Source organism: Nostoc sp., from assembly GCF_036917675.1.
Taxonomy (GTDB): Bacteria; Cyanobacteriota; Cyanobacteriia; order Cyanobacteriales; family Nostocaceae; genus Nostoc.
Window position 1 is genome coordinate 159708 of record NZ_JBALCT010000016.1, and the last position, 17479, is coordinate 177186.

16 protein-coding genes are annotated in these 17479 nt (G+C 42.5%); 5 read left to right on the forward strand and 11 right to left on the reverse strand.

From position 1 onward, the window contains the following. The first annotated feature begins 119 nt into the window (after positions 1-119). Entirely contained in the window at positions 120-1205 is a 1086-nt protein-coding gene (ada, locus tag V7K31_RS05775) for a bifunctional DNA-binding transcriptional regulator/O6-methylguanine-DNA methyltransferase Ada (protein WP_335093125.1), read from the forward strand. Next, positions 1189-1851, forward strand: coding sequence for a DNA-3-methyladenine glycosylase family protein (locus tag V7K31_RS05780; RefSeq protein WP_335093126.1), 663 nt, complete (start codon positions 1189-1191; stop codon positions 1849-1851). Before ada ends, V7K31_RS05780 begins: the two co-directional genes overlap by 17 nt. Here V7K31_RS05780 and dapF read toward each other — a convergent pair. Then, on the reverse strand, positions 1835-2674 hold the full coding sequence (dapF, locus tag V7K31_RS05785; RefSeq protein WP_335093127.1) for a diaminopimelate epimerase: 840 nt from the start codon (positions 2672-2674) through the stop codon (positions 1835-1837). The genes V7K31_RS05780 and dapF overlap by 17 nt on opposite strands. 69 nt (positions 2675-2743) lie before the next feature. On the opposite strand from dapF, the gene V7K31_RS05790 reads away from it, so the two are divergent. Then, positions 2744-2959, forward strand: coding sequence for an Hfq-related RNA-binding protein (locus V7K31_RS05790; RefSeq protein WP_335093128.1), 216 nt, complete (start codon positions 2744-2746; stop codon positions 2957-2959). A 78-nt stretch (positions 2960-3037) separates the two neighbouring features. On the opposite strand, the gene V7K31_RS05795 is transcribed toward V7K31_RS05790, so the two are convergent. From V7K31_RS05795 to V7K31_RS05825, 7 genes are all read right to left on the reverse strand, one after another. Then, positions 3038-3439 (reverse strand): DUF423 domain-containing protein, encoded by a 402-nt coding sequence (locus V7K31_RS05795; RefSeq protein WP_335093129.1) that lies wholly within the window; start codon positions 3437-3439, stop codon positions 3038-3040. 86 nt (positions 3440-3525) lie between these two features. Next, positions 3526-4005 carry a hypothetical protein gene (locus tag V7K31_RS05800; RefSeq protein ID WP_335093130.1) on the reverse strand — a complete coding sequence of 160 codons (480 nt, stop codon included), beginning with the start codon at positions 4003-4005 and terminating at the stop codon, positions 3526-3528. Positions 4006-4166: 161 nt separating this feature from the next. Beyond that, the gene (gene bchM / locus V7K31_RS05805) at positions 4167-4853 is read right to left on the reverse strand and encodes a magnesium protoporphyrin IX methyltransferase (RefSeq protein ID WP_335093131.1); all 687 of its coding nucleotides are present in this window, start codon (positions 4851-4853) and stop codon (positions 4167-4169) included. A 397-nt stretch (positions 4854-5250) separates the two neighbouring features. Then, positions 5251-5670: a PIN domain-containing protein gene (locus tag V7K31_RS05810; RefSeq protein WP_335093132.1), complete on the reverse strand. Its 420-nt coding sequence runs from the start codon at positions 5668-5670 to the stop codon at positions 5251-5253. A gap of 14 nt (positions 5671-5684) precedes the next feature. Continuing rightward, positions 5685-5903, reverse strand: a complete 219-nt coding sequence (locus V7K31_RS05815) for a hypothetical protein (RefSeq protein ID WP_335093133.1) — start codon at positions 5901-5903, stop codon at positions 5685-5687. Between the two features lie 69 nt (positions 5904-5972). Then, positions 5973-8120 carry a tetratricopeptide repeat protein gene (locus V7K31_RS05820; RefSeq protein ID WP_335093134.1) on the reverse strand — a complete coding sequence of 716 codons (2148 nt, stop codon included), beginning with the start codon at positions 8118-8120 and terminating at the stop codon, positions 5973-5975. A gap of 41 nt (positions 8121-8161) precedes the next feature. Beyond that, the gene (locus V7K31_RS05825; protein ID WP_335093135.1) at positions 8162-8593 is read right to left on the reverse strand and encodes a hypothetical protein; all 432 of its coding nucleotides are present in this window, start codon (positions 8591-8593) and stop codon (positions 8162-8164) included. A gap of 370 nt (positions 8594-8963) precedes the next feature. Between V7K31_RS05825 and V7K31_RS05830 the strand changes: the two genes are divergently transcribed. Continuing rightward, the gene (locus V7K31_RS05830) at positions 8964-11990 is read left to right on the forward strand and encodes an SMC family ATPase (RefSeq protein WP_335093136.1); all 3027 of its coding nucleotides are present in this window, start codon (positions 8964-8966) and stop codon (positions 11988-11990) included. Here V7K31_RS05830 and V7K31_RS05835 read toward each other — a convergent pair. Beyond that, positions 11987-13435, reverse strand: a complete 1449-nt coding sequence (locus V7K31_RS05835) for a peptidoglycan-binding domain-containing protein (RefSeq protein WP_335093137.1) — start codon at positions 13433-13435, stop codon at positions 11987-11989. The two genes, V7K31_RS05830 and V7K31_RS05835, sit on opposite strands and share 4 nt — an antisense overlap. Before the next feature lie 373 nt (positions 13436-13808). On the opposite strand from V7K31_RS05835, the gene V7K31_RS05840 reads away from it, so the two are divergent. Further along, positions 13809-15161 carry a serine/threonine-protein kinase gene (locus V7K31_RS05840; protein WP_335093138.1) on the forward strand — a complete coding sequence of 451 codons (1353 nt, stop codon included), beginning with the start codon at positions 13809-13811 and terminating at the stop codon, positions 15159-15161. An 89-nt stretch (positions 15162-15250) separates the two neighbouring features. Here V7K31_RS05840 and V7K31_RS05845 read toward each other — a convergent pair whose 3' ends face one another. Together V7K31_RS05845 and V7K31_RS05850 are read right to left on the reverse strand one after the other, a co-directional pair. Beyond that, on the reverse strand, positions 15251-15754 hold the full coding sequence (locus V7K31_RS05845; RefSeq protein ID WP_335093449.1) for an SH3 domain-containing protein: 504 nt from the start codon (positions 15752-15754) through the stop codon (positions 15251-15253). Positions 15755-15873: 119 nt separating this feature from the next. Beyond that, complete coding sequence (locus V7K31_RS05850) at positions 15874-17385, reverse strand: AAA family ATPase (RefSeq protein ID WP_335093139.1); 1512 nt, start codon at positions 17383-17385, stop codon at positions 15874-15876. Positions 17386-17479: the final 94 nt, after the last annotated feature.

Genomic DNA, 17479 nt, shown 5'->3' on the forward strand with positions numbered 1-17479 from the left:
ACTTTGATCGCAAGAATCAGATAGAAAGTAGTTTTTCTATACACTTAATCTAGTGTTATATCAAACTTAGTACGTAGCGATCGCCCTGTGATTTACCAAAAAGGGCAGAGGAGGCATGAATGCAATTACAACAGACACAACTTTTGGAAGAAACTCTCTGGGAAGCAGTTCTTAATCGAGATCCGACAATTGACGGCAAGCTTTTCTATGGTGTTCGCTCTACAGGCGTTTATTGCCGACCGATTTGCCCTAGTCGCAGACCAAATCGCCATCAAGTTTGTTTCTTCGAGTCGGCACAAGAGGCTGAAATTGCAGGTTTTCGGCCTTGTAAACGCTGTCAGCCACAATCTGAAACAGTTCCAAATCCAGGCAAAGCGAAAATTTTAGCAGTATGTCGATACATTGAAGCACAAGGCGATCGCATCCCAACCCTCGCGGAATTATGCTCTAAGGTGGGAATGAGTCCCAGTTATCTGCAAAGGATATTTAAGCAAATAATTGGCGTATCGCCCTTTCAATATGCAGATGCGCTGCGTAGCCAGCGATTAAAACAGCGTCTCCAGTCAGGGGAAGAAATTGCTCATGCAGTTTACGACACAGGTTATGGTTCAAGTAGCCAACTGTATGAGAAAGCACCTAAGCAACTGGGCATGACACCAAAGACTTACCAACAAGCTGGAAAGACAATCAGCATTGTTTATGCGATCGCTCTATGTCCACTAGGATATTTGCTGGTGGCAACAACAGAAAAGGGTATCTGTGCCGTTAAACTAGGTGATGAAGCAGACAAGCTTGAACAGATTTTGAACCAAGAATTTTACCAAGCGCAGATCATGCGTGATGACCACACACATAAGGAATGGATACAGGCAATCCTCGACTTGATTGCAGGAGATGAAAGACATCTCGATTTACCACTTGATGTCCGTGGCACAGCATTTAAAAAACAAGTCTGGCAAGCATTACAGAAAATTCCCTATGGCGAAACCCGCACCTATGCCGATATCGCTCGTAATATTGCCAAGCCCCAGGCAGTCCGCGCGGTGGGAAATGCTTGTGGAGCTAATCCGATAGCGCTGATTGTACCATGTCATCGTGTGCTACGGAGTGATGGCAGTCTTGGTGGTTATCACTGGGGGATTGAGCGCAAACAAAAACTGCTTGTACAAGAATCGAAATTGAGCAAAGATGACTCAAACACCTGAACTAGAATCGCTGACTGAAGAAAGTCTAACCCGTGGTTTGCTGGTGCTTGCCAATCTTGATAGCGATTTGGCTCGAATTTTAGAAACACTGGGATCTCCACCTATGTGGTCAAGAGAACCGGGTTTTGCAACGCTGTTGTGCATAATTCTGGAACAGCAAGTTTCGGTAGCGGCTGCAAGGGCTGTATTTAATCGGCTATGTGGGGTTGTTGTATCCTTAACACCAGAAAATTTTCTGACATTGGATGATGTTCAATTGAGAGGGATTGGATTCAGTCGGCAAAAGATTCTATACTGTCGTGGGTTGGCGAATGCGATGGCAAGTGGTCAGCTTGACCTCAGCAAGCTAGAAAGCATGGACGAAATTACTATCAGAACTGAGTTAAAGCGTCTCAAAGGTATAGGAGACTGGACAGTTGATATTTACTTGCTAATGGCGCTGCAACGTCCTGATGTCTTTCCTAAAGGTGATTTAGCGATCGCGATCGCTTTCCAAAAACTCAAAAACTTGGCGACGCGTCCAACACCAGTCCAACTAGAAGCAATGACACAGCACTGGCGACCCTGGCGGGCAGTTGCTGCAAGACTTCTATGGCACTACTACTTGAGTAATGCCAATGCTAAGTCGGTTACAGTTTCCCAGTAAATACCCGCTCGGCTGGGCCTGTCATATAAACTCGTTGGTCTACTTCTGACCATTCAATTTGCAAACAGCCACCTGGTAATTCGATAATGGCGGTGCGATCGCATTTTCCAGTTAGCACGCCAGCTACTAAGGCAGCACAAGCACCTGTCCCGCAAGCCAATGTAATCCCAGCACCCCGTTCCCATACCCGCATTTTCAAATAGTCACGCCGTACCACTTGCATAAATTCGGTATTTATGCGTTGCGGAAAAGCTGGGTGATGCTCGAATTTGGGGCCAATGGTTTCTAGCTCAATTACTGCTACATCTTCTACAAAAGTGACGCAGTGGGGATTTCCCATACTGACACAGGTGACTTCCCAAGTTTGCCCCGCCACCGCCAACGGCTGAGAAATTACTTTTTCTTGGGCGGGTGCAAGGGTGGTAGGAATTTCGCCAGCGAGTAACCTGGGTAAACCCATGTCTACTTTAACTTGACCATCAGACAAGAGTCGGGGAGTCATTACACCACCCAAAGTATGAATGCGATATGAGTCTTTATTTCGGGATTCACCTTCTAAATCTGCTAAAAAGCCAGCTAAACAGCGAATGCCATTGCCACACATTTCTGGTTCTGAACCATCGGAATTAAAAATCCGCATGGTGTAGTCAGTTTCATTTTCTCCCGGTAGGGCAAAAATTACACCATCAGCACCGATGCCAAAGTGCCGATCGCACAACTTAATGGCTTGCTCTGGTGTGACTACAGGCACAGATGACGAGCGATTGTCAATCAGAATAAAGTCGTTGCCTAGACCATGATACTTAGTAAATTCGATTGCCATTTGCTCAAGGATGAATTATCAAGGATTAGTTACTCTTTATTTTGCCTTGTAGGTTTATCTTTACTAAAAATGCTTACCGAATTTGACACCACTTTACCTAGCATTAGACTTGTCCAAAACCTGATTAAACAAACAATACCAGTAGAGTTGAAGCTGCTGACTGGTGATATACTCACAGGAAAGGTCTTATGGCAAGATCCACACTGTATCTGTATTGCTGATGAAAAGAGTCAGCAAACCACTGTTTGGAAACATGCGATCGCTTATATTAAACCAAAGAGTTAGTCATTTGTCACCTGTGAATAACTGTGTAATTTTAACCAAATGGAGTTAGGAGTTAAGAATTTTTAACTCCTAACTTTTTTACAACTTCAAAGTCGAAGTGGCAAAAGCTAAAGCACCCCAACCAGCAATCAAAACTGTGCCGCCTAGTGGTGTGATCGCTCCCAAAAATTTAATCCCGGTTAAACTAAGGGCGTACAAGCTTCCTGAGAAAATAGCAATGCCAATGATAAACAGCCATCCACTGGCTACGAGAGTGGGTTGAGGAAATTCGGTGCGACTAATTAGTAATGCTACGAGAAAAAGTGCTAGAGCATGATACATTTGGTAACGAGCGCCAGTTTCAAAAATTTCTAGCGTAGGCGTAGCCCGCCGTAGGCATCGCTCACTAATTTTTTCCCGCAAGGCATGGGTAGCAAAAGCACCAGCAGCAACTGACAAACCGCCTAAAATGGCAGCTACGCTCAAAAAAATCTGCGTCATTAGACCTAGCTATAAGTTGGTCATTAGTCATTGGTCATTTGTCATTTGTCATTAGTGAATAACAAATAACAAAGGACAAATGAGAATTAGACATCAAAATGATATGATATGGCCCCTTCTTCGTTCACCTTAAAGTTTGCATTGAATTCTTTAGCTTTTTGATCTAAATATTGTCTGGCGTTGGCTGCGGGTAATTCTGACTGCATTGCAAAGGCTAAAACAGTTACGCGCCCCTGATTCTCTTGTAGCATCTCATAAAAAACTGATTGCAGGCGATCGCTAACTTGTTGATTAAGCGCCTTTTTGTCCTGTCGGCTTTGACGGTACAATCCCAATGCTAACCATGTACCCAGTGTTAGGGTAGGAACGCCAAAAATTAGACCACCAACAGCACTATTATCATCTTCATAAGTAGCATTTGGTGCAGTAAAAGTATCCGCATCTTGCACTGGTATGTATATCTGACGTGCAGCAAATTTTTCCCATGTCGCTGTTGCTGATAGGGTTAAAAACATGAATCCGAGTGTCAGTAGCCAACCGGCAGCCAATTTTTCAGCAGTTTTCATAGTTCCACTTTAGATTTACACTTTGCTAGCGATTTTAACCTGACTTTCGCAAAGGTTCTAGTATATCAATCCACTCCTGATCATAGTTTTGTCAGCGCTTGTGCCTTGAGATTGTCAAATCGCAGCAAAGCTATAGTATTCATATTGCTGCGATTTTAACCTCACTTACGTGTAGCTTCCAGTAGGCGGGAAAAATAGAAACGAGTTTTCGTCATCGCTTTTCGTTGCAATGAAAAGCCATTACTTTCTAAAATTTTCACTACATCAGCCTCACGATGCAAATATGCACGAGTGGCTTTACTTGGGCCAGGAAAGAAACTGCCAATTTTCTTGAGTATACTCAGGGCGCAGGTCTTCGGCGCAAAACTGAGAATTATCCGCGACTGTGCCAAAGAACAGAGGTGAGAAATCATCTCATCGGCTTTTTCTTGGGGGTAGTGGATGAGAACATCCAAGCAAATAACAGTATGGTAGCTACCACTCAACGATTCCAAATCCTGCACGGCAAAAGTGGGATTTTCGGCATTTGGCAAGGCAAGCTTTGCTCTATCCTTGCCTTCTTCCACCATTTTTTCAGAAATATCGGTGGCATAGACTTTGGCACCATCTACCGCCAGGGGGATGCTGAGACTACCGACACCACAGCCAGCATCGCAGATTGATAGCTCTGGTAAATTGTTATCAGCCTTCAGCCAGCCGAGAACTGTATCCACGGTTTGCTGGTGTCCATTGCGGATGTCTAGTTGGATTTTGTTAACTTCGCCATCGCCGTAGATTCGCTTCCAACGGTCAAACCCTGTGGAATTGAAATACTCACGAACAATTGTTTTATCGTCAGCTACGTTCATAAACTTTGATTTTTAGCGGTTCCCAATGCTTAAAATTATCATTGATAGGAACCCATAAGAGCGCTCTTTCAGATTTTTATAGATATAGTTTGCGGCTATGGGCTTGGAGCAAGTTTTTTCTTTAGCATCAGACACCGTATTTTCAGTTTCCCGCCGCATTGGTCAATTGCGATCGCTGTTGGGTCAGTGATGAGTGTATCATTAGATGGGAATCCACAAGAGCGATCGCGTGGTTTTATAAATATTTGTTTAATTCTTTCAATTCCTTGCCAATCAAAAAGCTAATCCAAAGATTAGTATCAATGATTATCTTGATACCTGTGCCATTTCTGCAAAATCCATTGCTTGTTTGTGTAAGTCTTGAATCTCGTTCATTATGAACATCAAACAAAAATTTTCATTCTCGCCAATTATCGATTACTAAAGGATATCCTAATGCTTGGATATTTTGATAATGTTTAGTATTACCCGTTACTAAAACTAAATTATTTTCGATCGCTATAGAAGCTATTAAGACATCTGCTAATCCAATTGATTGTCCTGTTTTTTCTAAATCTGCCTGAATCCGTCCTGAAATTTCTGCACAGCTTTGGTCTAAATGCAAAATTTCTAATTGAGATAAATCTGCCAAAAATTCTTGAATGCGGTCATTACGATTTATTTTCCTCCATCCCTTGATGATTTCAGAAACAGTAATTACCGAAATTGTGTATTGTTGCCATATAGCTCTATAACCAATAGCTTTAGAATTTATTTTAGTATTTTTACCTTTGCGAATCTCTGATACAATGTCTGTATCAATTAAAGATTTTCTCACAGCTAACTTAGTTTTTATAAATTCCGATGTTTTAAAATATCTGCAACTATTGTATCAACTAATTCTGCCTCATTAGACCATTTACCGATAAAGGAATCATTAATAACTTCTGGTTGTGTTAGTTGCTCAATCATTGCTTTGATTATGTCAGAAATTTCGCAATGATAAGTTTGTGTTAATTTTTCTATTTTTGCAAATGTTTCTTGATCCAGTTCAATTTCTATTTTTTTCATAATTCAGTTATTTTAGTGATAAATTAAGTAATATTATAACGCTATGAGTAATTATGGCGTATCTCTCTTTCACCGCCGAAACCAAGCGCGTACCCAACGCCACAACCGACGCAACCACGCCCAAAACCCACGGCGAGAAACTACAGGCGTTTTTGGTTGAGAAAGACGCTCAATTGTATTGTTGCAAAGTAGTAATTCGGCATTGAGTCCCATTTCCTGAAACCGTTCACGGGCATTGCGATAAGCACCCAGAGCATCTGATTCACGATAGACTTTTTCTAATGTCAGCCCCAAATTAAACCAGGCGTTTGCTTGTCCTCTAAGATTACCTATCTTCCTTTGTATTTGCAAAGACTGCTGGTAGTAATCAAAGGCTCGCTCATAATTATCCAAAGAGCGGTAAACATTGCCCAAATTTCCTAAAGAATTGCCTTCACCAGAGCGATCACCTATTTTCTTAAATATCTCCACTGACTGCTGGTAATACTCTATTGCTTGCTGATATTGTCCCAACACGTAGTAAATATTGCCCAAACCTGTTAAAGAATTACCTTCACCTCTGCATTCACCTATTTCCTCAAATATCTTCAAAGACTTTTGGAAAAAGTCAATCGCTTGGGGGTACTGCCTTAAACCTCGGTAAGCAATGCCCAAATTGTTTAAGGAAGTCCCTTCTGCACTGCGATCACCTGTTTTTTGAAATATTTCTAAAGACTTTTGGTAGTAATCAATCGCTTTTGGATACTGCCCTAAAGAATCGTAAGCATTGCCCAAATTGCCTAGTGAAGTAGCCTGCCCTTTATGATCGCCTATTTCTATTTTAATGTGTAAAGACTTCTCGTGCCATTTAATTGTCTGTTGGTACTGCCCTAGTGAGTGGAAAGCATTACCTAAAGAAGTAAAGGCAGCAGCATGATTCAAGTTATTTCTCTCCGCTTTCTTTTTCCACGCTGCTATTAACTGTCCATATAAATCAACTTGAATAGTATAATATCCACGCAATATCAAGAAATCATTGCAAGCCCATAATATATCAAACGCCGAGTCATAATTTTCTAGTTGATACCAATGATGAAAAACTTCTAAATATTTCTTGATATCTTCTTTTGTCTGCCAAGGTTTTTGTTTAAGATTCAAAAGATAGTAATTGATCGCTCGTTGATGCACCTCTGTCTGATCACCAGCCTGATACCGCACATACTCCAAAACCACGGGCTGAAATTCAAATCGCCGCTTACCATTGAGTTTTTCTACCAACAAAGAACGCTTAACCAGATTCCTCAATTCTCCCTCAATCTCGGCTGCTGAACTTCCCGGCAACATAGCCACTGCTGCTGCACTGTCAACCGCACCACGATAAACACTAATATTCAGCAATAACGCCTTTTGTAATTCATTCAACCGATTAAAACTGGCATCCAACACCAACACCATCCCCACATTTTCCCGGCGATGGATACCTACCACCTGAGAATCTGTCAATAACTGCTGTAAATTCCCTAAACCTAAATCTGCTAACCTTCTTAAATCCGGGTCTTGTGAATATTCTTCTTTTAATAAGTCTGCTACCAATCTCAACAGTAGGGGATGCCCATCTACTAATTCCACAAACTGCGTTAAATCTCCGCGAATGCCTAATACAGTTAACAGTGCTACCCCTTCATCTACTTGCAAACCTTTCAGGGGTAGCCACTCAAAGCCTTTTAATTCTGGTCTTTCCCTGGTGGTGACTAACACCTTACTATTACCGCCATATTCCACCCATGCTTGGAAAAAATCGCCGTAAAATAGACTTCCCCACAGTCTATCAGGTTGTAATAAACTCTCCAGGTTGTCAATAATCAGTAAAAATTGCCCAGAACGTAAACACCTAACTAGCGCCTCTACTAACTGCGCTTCTTGTTCTGGAACGGGAAAGCCAAACTCAGTGAGGACTTGGCGGGCTAAATCGCTAAAACTTGCCCCATTACTGACATCAGCCCAAAATTGCTTGGGGAAACCGGCAATTTCATCATAAATTTTCGTAGCGAGCATCGATTTACCTGTGCCACCGATGCCTTCTATACCAATTAAAAAGGTATTTTCATCAGTTAACCATTGCTGTATTTGGGCGATTTCTGCTGTTCTTCCTTGCCAGTAACGCAAACTTTTACCAGGACCCCCAGCTCTGAGAACCCCTGGCGATTGTATTTTGGCGCTGCGTTCTAGCCACTCCAATTTTTCTTGCTGTTCAGCACCAAAAACAGCAAAAATGTTAGTTACTTTGGGCTGTTGATATTTTTACTCAAGTCATAATTTGGATTATTAACGTTACCTGCTGTATTTATCTGTATACTTTCATCGTAAGATTGAGCATCGAGACTAACAGAACTATCAGCAGATTTTGTTTCTTGCAAAATCTTGGCTATGTCTTGTGCCAGTGCTGTATCAGAGTTTAGAATATCTTTTAATTGCGCCCGGAACGCTGCTTGGTAATCTTCATCCCCTGGATTTTTCGTTGCTGCTTCAGCTGCTTTTTTCGCGTCTGCGTTAGCCTCTACTTTGGGATGTAACTTAGCCCAAATAGCTTTGGCTTTATTCCAAACATCCTCACCTACTTTGTGTGATGCCCCTTCTACGGCTTTATTACCCATATTCAACAGATATGGCAGACAAGGAGCGAGAAATTTAACGATTAGAGCTATATCCATTGGTTTATGATGTCTATCTCAGAAATGTACATTTTTACTGAGTATCTTAACGCTTTTTCCCCTATCACCTTGATTCTTTTACTTTGACGCGAAATTTAGCACACTAATCTCAATTGTTGTAACCACTCTTCTATGAATGTTTTTCTCTCAGATAACAGGCAGAAATAACAATAAACCTCCACGGAAGTTTCATTTTTCTGCCAAGACAGCAAAAATTATTCATGCAACAAGAAAAATTTACTCATGATATTGTTAAATTTTGTAAAGTTGATGTCTTCAAAAGTATAAACCTGATAGGTAGATAGCTAAACTAAGAAATAGTGCATCTGTACTCTTAATTATTAAAAGTAGATGTGGCGCTATAGTCTTAATGATCCCAGTACAACTTGTTCTCAAAAACTTTCTTAGTTACCGTGATGCAACTTTAGATTTTCGCGGTTTGCATACGGCTTGTATTTGCGGTTCCAATGGTGCGGGTAAATCTTCACTTCTGGAAGCAATCACTTGGGCAATTTGGGGTGAAAGTCGCGCCACTGCTGAAGATGATGTCATCTATTCTGGCGCCAAAGAAGTTCGGGTTGATTTTACTTTCCAAAGTAACCAGCAAAAATATCGGGTGATTCGTACCCGAATTCGGGCAGGTACTAGCGTGCTGGAATTTCAAATAGAAATACCATCTGGGTTTCGCTCACTCACTGGCAAAGGGGTAAGAGCGACACAGGATTTGATTCTAGAACACATCAAGCTCGATTATGATACATTTATTAATTCTGCCTACTTACGTCAAGGCCGTGCAGATGAGTTCATGCTCAAACGCCCCGCAGAACGCAAAGAAATTTTAGCGGAGTTGTTGAAACTCAATCAGTATGATGATTTGGAAGAACGGGCAAAGGAATCTTCTCGTCAGTTAAAAGCACAGGCAATAGAGCTAGAGCGTTCTTTGGAGTCGATAAAAACTCAGCTGCAACAACGCCAGACAACCGAAGCGCAAAGAGTGGAGTTAGAAGCCGAACTCAATCAACTGCAACAGGTGCAAGCTTTTGATAATATTCAATTACAAAGTTTGCAAGTTGTCCAGCACCAGCGCCAAAATTGGGAACAACAACTCAGCTTTGTGAAGCAGCAATACCAAAATCTTACCCAAGATTGCGATCGCCTTCAACAAGAACAATCAGCTGTTGGCTCTCAGCTATCAGATTTAGAAAAAATATTACACCAAAAAGCTGAGATTAAAGCTGGATACGCCCAATATCAAAGTCTACAATTTCAAGAAGAAGCCTTTGCTGTCAAATTTGAAGAATACACCCGCGCTGGGCAGACTCGCCAACAAAAGCAACAACAGCTTACCAAACAAATTCACGAAATCGAACGGCAACTGCAACAAGCCCAAGCCCAAATTGAAGCTTTACAGCAACAAGAGCGAGACATTCAGCAAACTCTGACTAAATCAGGTGAAGTCGAAGCGGCTTTGGCACAACTCGGCGCAGCCCGTCACCATGTTGCTCGCCTAGATCAATTGCAAATGCAAGTTACTCCCTTGTTGCAACAACGAGCAACTTTACAAAGCCAACTCGATCGCACTCATGCTGGTTTAGTAGCGCGACTCGAACAACTCCAAAGTACTGAGAACCAATTGCAACGCCAGCAGCGCCGCCAACCGCAACTGCAACAAGCGGTGATGGATGTGGGAATCCAGATTGAGGAACTGGAGAAAAAGCGGGTTTATCTGCAACGAGTGCAGGAAAAAGGCCAAGAAAGGCGGCACTTTATTGAACGTCTACAAGCTCACCAACGGGACTATGAAAAACAGCTGGGAGAATTAGAGCAGAAATTGCAAATGCTCCAAAATCCAGAAGCACTTTGTCCATTATGTGAGCGTCCCTTGGATGAACATCACTGGAGTCGGGTGGTGGAAAAAACCCAGGCTGAGTTAGAAGATACTCAAGGGCAGTTTTGGGTAGTCAGAGAACAAATGGCTGTGTCAGACAGAGAAATTCAGGTACTTAGGCAGGAATATCGGGAAATTTCCCAACAGTTGGCGGGCTACGATGGTTTACGCGAACAACGAGGACAGTTGGCAGCACAGTTAGAAGCTACAACTGATGTCCAACAACAGTTACAACAAATTGCTGCCGAAAAACAACATTTAGAGCGATCGCTCCAAGGTGGTGATTACGCTCCCGATAAACAAGCCGAACTGCGGCAGCTAGACCAATATCTGCAACAAGCTAATTATAATGAACAAGATCACGCCCTCGCGCGGAGCGAAGTTGAGCGTTGGCGATGGGCAGAAATTAAACAAGGGCAGATTAAAGATGCGACTAAGCGACAAGCGCAACTATTAGCCCGAAAACCAGAATTACAATCCCAAATCGCCCAATTACAAGCCAGAATCCAGCAGGATCAGACTGATTCGGAATGTGCTAAACAAATCGCGGCTCTTGAACGTCACATTGCCGAAATTGGCTATAGTTCCGAGCAGCACAACAACCTCCGTATGGCTGTAAAGAAAGCTCAATCTTGGCATTTGCGGTATCAACAACTACTGTCAGCCCAGCAGCAGTATCCGCAACTCCAGACGAGATTGCAAGAGTTAGAGGACTCTAGAAGCGCTAGATTAACCGAGCGGCAAAAACTCGGCGGACAAATCGAAAGCATTATCCAGCAACTACAAGCTACATCTAACCCATCTGCCCAAATTCAAGCTTTAGAGCAGCAGTTAGTAATACGTAGACGGCAACTTGATGAGCAGATAGCTAAATTGGGACGTTTAGAACAGCTGGCACATCAACTAAAAACGCTGCAAATTCAGTATGAACAACAGCAGCAGCAACTACAATCTTGCAAGCAGGAATATCGTGTTTATCAGGAATTAACGCAAGCTTTTGGTAAAAATGGTATCCAAGCACTGATGATTGAAAATGTGTTACCGCAACTGGAAGCCGAGACAAATCAACTACTTTCGCGGCTGAGTGGTAATCAGTTTCATGTACAATTTATTACTCAGAAAGCTGGGCGCAGTGCGAAATCAACCAAGAAAAATGCCAAGCTGATAGACACTTTGGATATTTTAATCGCCGATTCTAGAGGAACACGATCTTATGAAACTTACTCCGGTGGAGAAGCCTTTAGAATTAACTTTGCCATTCGTTTGGCTTTGGCGAAATTATTAGCACAACGGGCGGGGGCGGCGTTGCAATTACTGATTGTGGATGAAGGTTTTGGTACACAAGATGCCGAAGGATGCGATCGCTTGATTGCCGCAATTAATGCGATTTCTTCTGATTTTGCCTGCATCTTGACTGTAACCCACATGCCTCACCTCAAAGAAGCTTTTCAAGCCAGAATTGAAGTTAATAAAACTCAGGAAGGTTCGCAGTTGAGTTTGTCAATTTAATTGTATTTTACCCGTGCATCAAGACCTAATGAGCGGAGCTTTTTTGATAGCGTTTCGGCTTGGGTGCGATCGCTAAATGCCCCAGCATTCACATAATCTCCTAAACCGGATTGCTCCGTGACAGCATTCGGTAGATACTGTTGCACTTTACTCAGAGTATCATTATTGGAAATTGGAATTATTACTCTGTAGGGATTATTAGCAACTAATGTGTTGCCATTAGTAACAGGTATTACATAGTCATTAGTAGGAGGTAATACATCCCGACTAGTCTGAGGTAATAGATAACCATTAGTGTCAGCAGAATTACTTACAGTAGAGCTATTCAACCCTAATGCTTGCCAAGTTTGCCAATCTACATTTCCAGTAGAATTAAGTCGAGAAGATTGCTGGAATCCAATCACAGATTCTCTAGTGTAATTGTTGTAAAGGCCATCAGGATTGGTGTTAGAGAAGCCCAACTGCGACAAACGCTCTTGAACTAATCTGACATTTTCTCCCTGATCGCCTACAGTCAGATAATTTCTGCCTGGTTGTTGAGTAGTATATCCAACCGTGGACGTACTACGTACTGACTCCAAGAGTTGGGCATTGGCGATGCCATCAACAGGTAAGCGATAATTTCGCTGGAATGCAATTACAGCTTCCCTAGTCACTGCGCCAATCTTCCCAGTGGGATTAGTCTTAAAATAACCTAGCTGCCGCAAACGCACTTGTAGTTCTCTCACTTGTTGAGTCGAGAGACTTGTTATACTTGGAGTCTGAGAGGAACCCAGTAGTTTGTTCCAAGTTTGTCGATTCACAATCCCGTTAGCAGGTAGGCGATAATTTCGCTGGAATGCAATTACAGCATCTTTTGTAACTTGTCCAAAATTTCCCGTGGCATTAGCATTCAAGTAGCCCAACTGCCGGAGACGCTGTTGCAACCTGGTCACGGCTGCACCAGTTTTACCTTGAGAGAGAAGAGGATATTGACCAACTGGTGATGCCTGGGTTAGGCTGCGCCTACGTAATGTACCAGTGGTATTTCTACTAGAAGTTCTACCTTGACAGGCTCGTTGCAAGGCTCGTTGAGTACTAATACCCACAACTCCATCAGCAGGTATTCTATTGGCTTGCTGGAATTTGATCACAGCATTTTGAGTCAAGGTAGCAAACTTGCCACTCACCGGGCCGTTAAAGTAGCCTAATTTTTTTAAGCACCTCTGGCTACTGCTAACTTCAGCCCCACTACTTCCGATTTTCTGAAGTGCTAAAGCCTTGCCAGTTATACTTAGAAGTCCCATAGTCAATGCCACAGACAAAAGACGCATCGCCGCACTGCTAGATAACTTTTTCCAATTCAAAAATTTGAAATTAGCTACGGTAGGAACAGCCTTGACGCTTTCGGATGCCTCGTAGACTGAGGCAAGCTTGGTTAAATAGCTATTTACCCCTGTTTTCACTTGCTTTTTTCAGTTATGAGTATACAAAATTATACCGTTTGCTCTGTGTTGTGTTGATTTTTTGTATGATTCTTTACAAGAAATTTTCCAAGCTGATATGAAACACAAGCTTCTGTAGGGGGAATAATAACCAATGTAAAGCGATAGGATTACTATTTGATTTTTGAACAAAATTAGGTATTGTAGGGTGTGTTAGAACGAAGTTCGTAACGCACCATTATCAAGGGTTTGGTGCCGTACTCTCCGTGCTAACACAACGCCAGTTGCTTCACTTGGGGAAACCCCTCTGAGCGGCTGGCTCCCCTACATATCTTTTCATAAATCAAACCGGATTCCTATATATAGTAATTGCAACAAATAGGACTCCTATAGTATGAGCTACTGTACCAATATTGATTGCCTGCGTCCGCAAAATTCTGACATCTCTCGTTTTTGTAATAGTTGTGGTCAGGAATTGTTACTCAAGCAGCGATATCGCCCACTCGCTCTCATTGGACGTGGTGGCTTTGGGAGAACATTTTTAGCTATTGATGAACATCTTCCATCTCAACCCAAATGTGCAATCAAACAGCTATGTTTTCAAGAGGAAAATACTGAGGTTTGGCACAAAGCAGTCAAACTATTTCACCAAGAAGCCCTCCGTCTCAATGAACTAGAATACTCTCAAATACCCAAATTACTAGCGCACTTTGAACAAAATAAAAAGTTTTATATCGTCGAGGAATTAGTAGATGGACAAACACTCGCCCAGGAATTAAAACAACAAGGCGTTTTGAAAGAACCGCAAATTTGGGAGATATTAAAAAGTTTATTGATCACACTGCAATTTATCCATTCCCGACAAGTAATTCACCGAGATATTAAACCGGAAAATATTATGCGCCGTTCGATTCGAGGTGATCTGGTTTTAATAGATTTTGGAGTTGCTAAATTAGCCACTAATACGAGGCAACTTCGTACAGGCACAATAATAGGTAGTCCAGAATATATTGCTCCCGAACAATTGCGAGGAAAGGCATTACCAGCCAGCGATCTTTACAGCTTGGGTGTAACATGTATTTACTTACTCACCGATGTTTCTCCATTTGATTTGTTCGATATTGCTAACGATCGCTGGGTATGGCAGGAATATTTACCAGCAGACAATACTGTTAGCATTCGCCTCTGTGAAATCTTAGATAAACTTTTAAAAAATGCCGTTTCGCAACGCTTCCAATCTGCAACAGAAGCGTTGCAGATACTGGAACAACAACCAAAGAAATTGCTAAATATTTCTAATTATCAGACGTTAACTACTATTGATTATACGCATTTGCATAATTTATTAGCAAAAGGAAAATGGCAATTAGCAGATCGAGAAACTTGGGAACTGATGTGTCAGGCACTAGCAAAGCCTAGAGGTAGCTATATACTTAGTAGTAATATTGATAAATTTACCTGTGAAGATTTACAGACCATTGACCATTTATGGGTGAATTACAGTCATGGACGCTTTGGTTTTAGCGTGCAAACACTTATTTACAAAAACGTGGATGGAGACTATGGAATTTTTTGTAATCAAGTTGGTTGGCATGTATACAATTATAATTATGCCAACTCGGAATTCAATTTTAGTCTCAAAGCACCAATCGGTCATTTACCCTCACGCATTTGGATTGGTGGTTCTCAACCGTGGCGATACCCCAATGCTTTAGCTATAAAACTAGCAGCCTGTGATATTAGTTAGTTTTGTTGAATAGACACATCTTATTTTTGGTCTTGCTTTCTTGTTTGCTATAAATGTTGTGGTTCTTCTATTTTCTCTGATTTTTTAAGCTATTGTTGATCAACTTTTTCAGTATTACCTGCTTTTACCCAACCTTCTTGTTCGCTACCTTCCAAACGGATCTTTTGCCAAGCTTTATCCTCGCTTTCTTCTAAAACAATAATTTTTTGATTAAAACCAACCCCACCAATACGTTCAGCTTCTTGATTTGGTTGCGATCGCAAACTTAACCCTTGAGCCCAACTAACACGCCCTCGATAAGCTCCCGATGGTAATGGTTTTGGTGATGGGGTAGCCTTTGGTGATTCTGTGGGAGTGGAGGTTGCAGAAGATTGAGCCTGAGTCCCAGTCTTAAGGCTGGGTTTACCTCTTCCAGGCTCAGTTCCTTTTGGAGCTTGGGCTTTCACCGAGGGACTATCGTTGGAAAAAACAGGTTTGGCAGGGGGTATGCCGGTGCGATTCATGAAATAGAGTGCAACTGCAACGCCGCCACCTACTAACACAGCGATCGCTAATAAAAACCCAAGTATAAATTTTGTGAAGCCAGACAACATAATTAAAACCTGATCGCCAGTGGTCAATAGTCAATAGTCAATAGTAATTCAAGATTAACTGTTGACTATTGACTAGCAATAATTAACTAACTCATTATTGTAGCTGCCGTTGAATGCGTTTACGGAGTGCGCCGGAGGCGATCGCTTAAAGGATTGTGTTTCGATGCTAAACGCGCTCTCCCCGCAGCAGCCCATTCTTGGAGTTGCTGAATTTGCTCTACAGCAGTTCGCGCCAAGGGGATGATCTGACTGGCTGCTTCTAAAATGTCGTCGGTAGCAAAGTCGCGGTTTTGGCTAAATCCAATATGCATCGCTTCAATTAAAGTTTGCTCAATCTCTGCCCCAGAAAAATCGGGCGTTTCGTATGCTAGCCTGTCTATGTCATAACTTTTCAAGTTATGGGGGCGCAATCGGGATAAATGAACATCATAAATTGCTTTTCTCTCTTCTTGGGTGGGCAAACCCACAAAGAAAATTTCATCAAATCGCCCCTTACGGAGCATTTCCGGCGGTAAGGCTTGGATGTCGTTGGCGGTGGCGACGACAAAAACGGGTGAGCTTTTTTCGGCTAGCCAGTTAATAAATGTGCCAAACACACGGCTGGCTGTTCCGGCATCACCTTTGCTACCAACTCCGGCAAAGGCTTTATCTATTTCATCAATCCACAAAATACAGGGAGCGAGGGCTTCAGCTACTTGGATCATTTGGCGAGTCCGAGATTCTGATTCACCCACCAAACCACCAAATAACCTGCCGACATCCAGACGTAGCAAAGGTAAATGCCAGTGATGAGCGATCGCTTTTGCCGTTAAGGATTTACCAGTTCCCTGAATACCCACCAACATTAAACCACGGGGGTGCGGTAATCCGTACTGTCGCGCCTTATCTGTAAAGGAGCCTCCCCGACGAATCAGCCAGTCTTTGAGGTTATCCAGTCCGCCAATATCAGAAATTTGCTCAGTGGCGGGGTAGAAGTCCAGGATTTGGGTTTGGCGGATAGTTTGACGCTTTTCTTCCAAAACAAGATCCACGTCTTCTGGTTGCAATTCACCGTGGGTAGCGATCGCTTTTGCCAAAACTCGGCGAATCCGTTCCATCGAAAGTCCTTGACAAGAGCGCACCAAGTCATCTAAAACTTTGCCAGAAAGGGAGTTACTAGTGCTTTGTAGTAAGCGTTCCACCTCAGTTTTAATTTCTGGGGCGGCGGGTAAAGGAAACTCGACAACAGTCAAAACTTCGGTTAAGTCGTCAGGGATGGCGATGCGTGGTGACAATAATACAATATTTTTTGGTTGCGACTTGAGGAGTCTCGACAGGTTGCGGAGTTTGCGAGCGATCGCTACATCATCTAAAAAGCGATGATAATCTCGTAGAATCAATACTGCTGGTGCCGAAGCGGGTAATTTTTCGATAAATTCTAAAGCTTGCAACGGGTTACGCCGCCCAAACCCAGCATCATTGGGGTTTCCCTGATAGCCATCGACAAAATCCCAAGTATACACTGGGCGATTACCCTGGTTGGTTGCTTCTTCCCGGATAGCTGCTTCTACCCGCTCCTCTTCGTATGTGGGAATATAAATTAAAGGGTAGCGGGCGCGTAGCAGCAGTTTAAACTCTTCACGGAAGTTCATATATAGCTGTGGTTATTAGTTATTCTCTCATTGTTCAGGTTTGTATCGCGTCTAACAAGTCTATTGCCATCTGAGAGGATGGTTGAAAAGTATT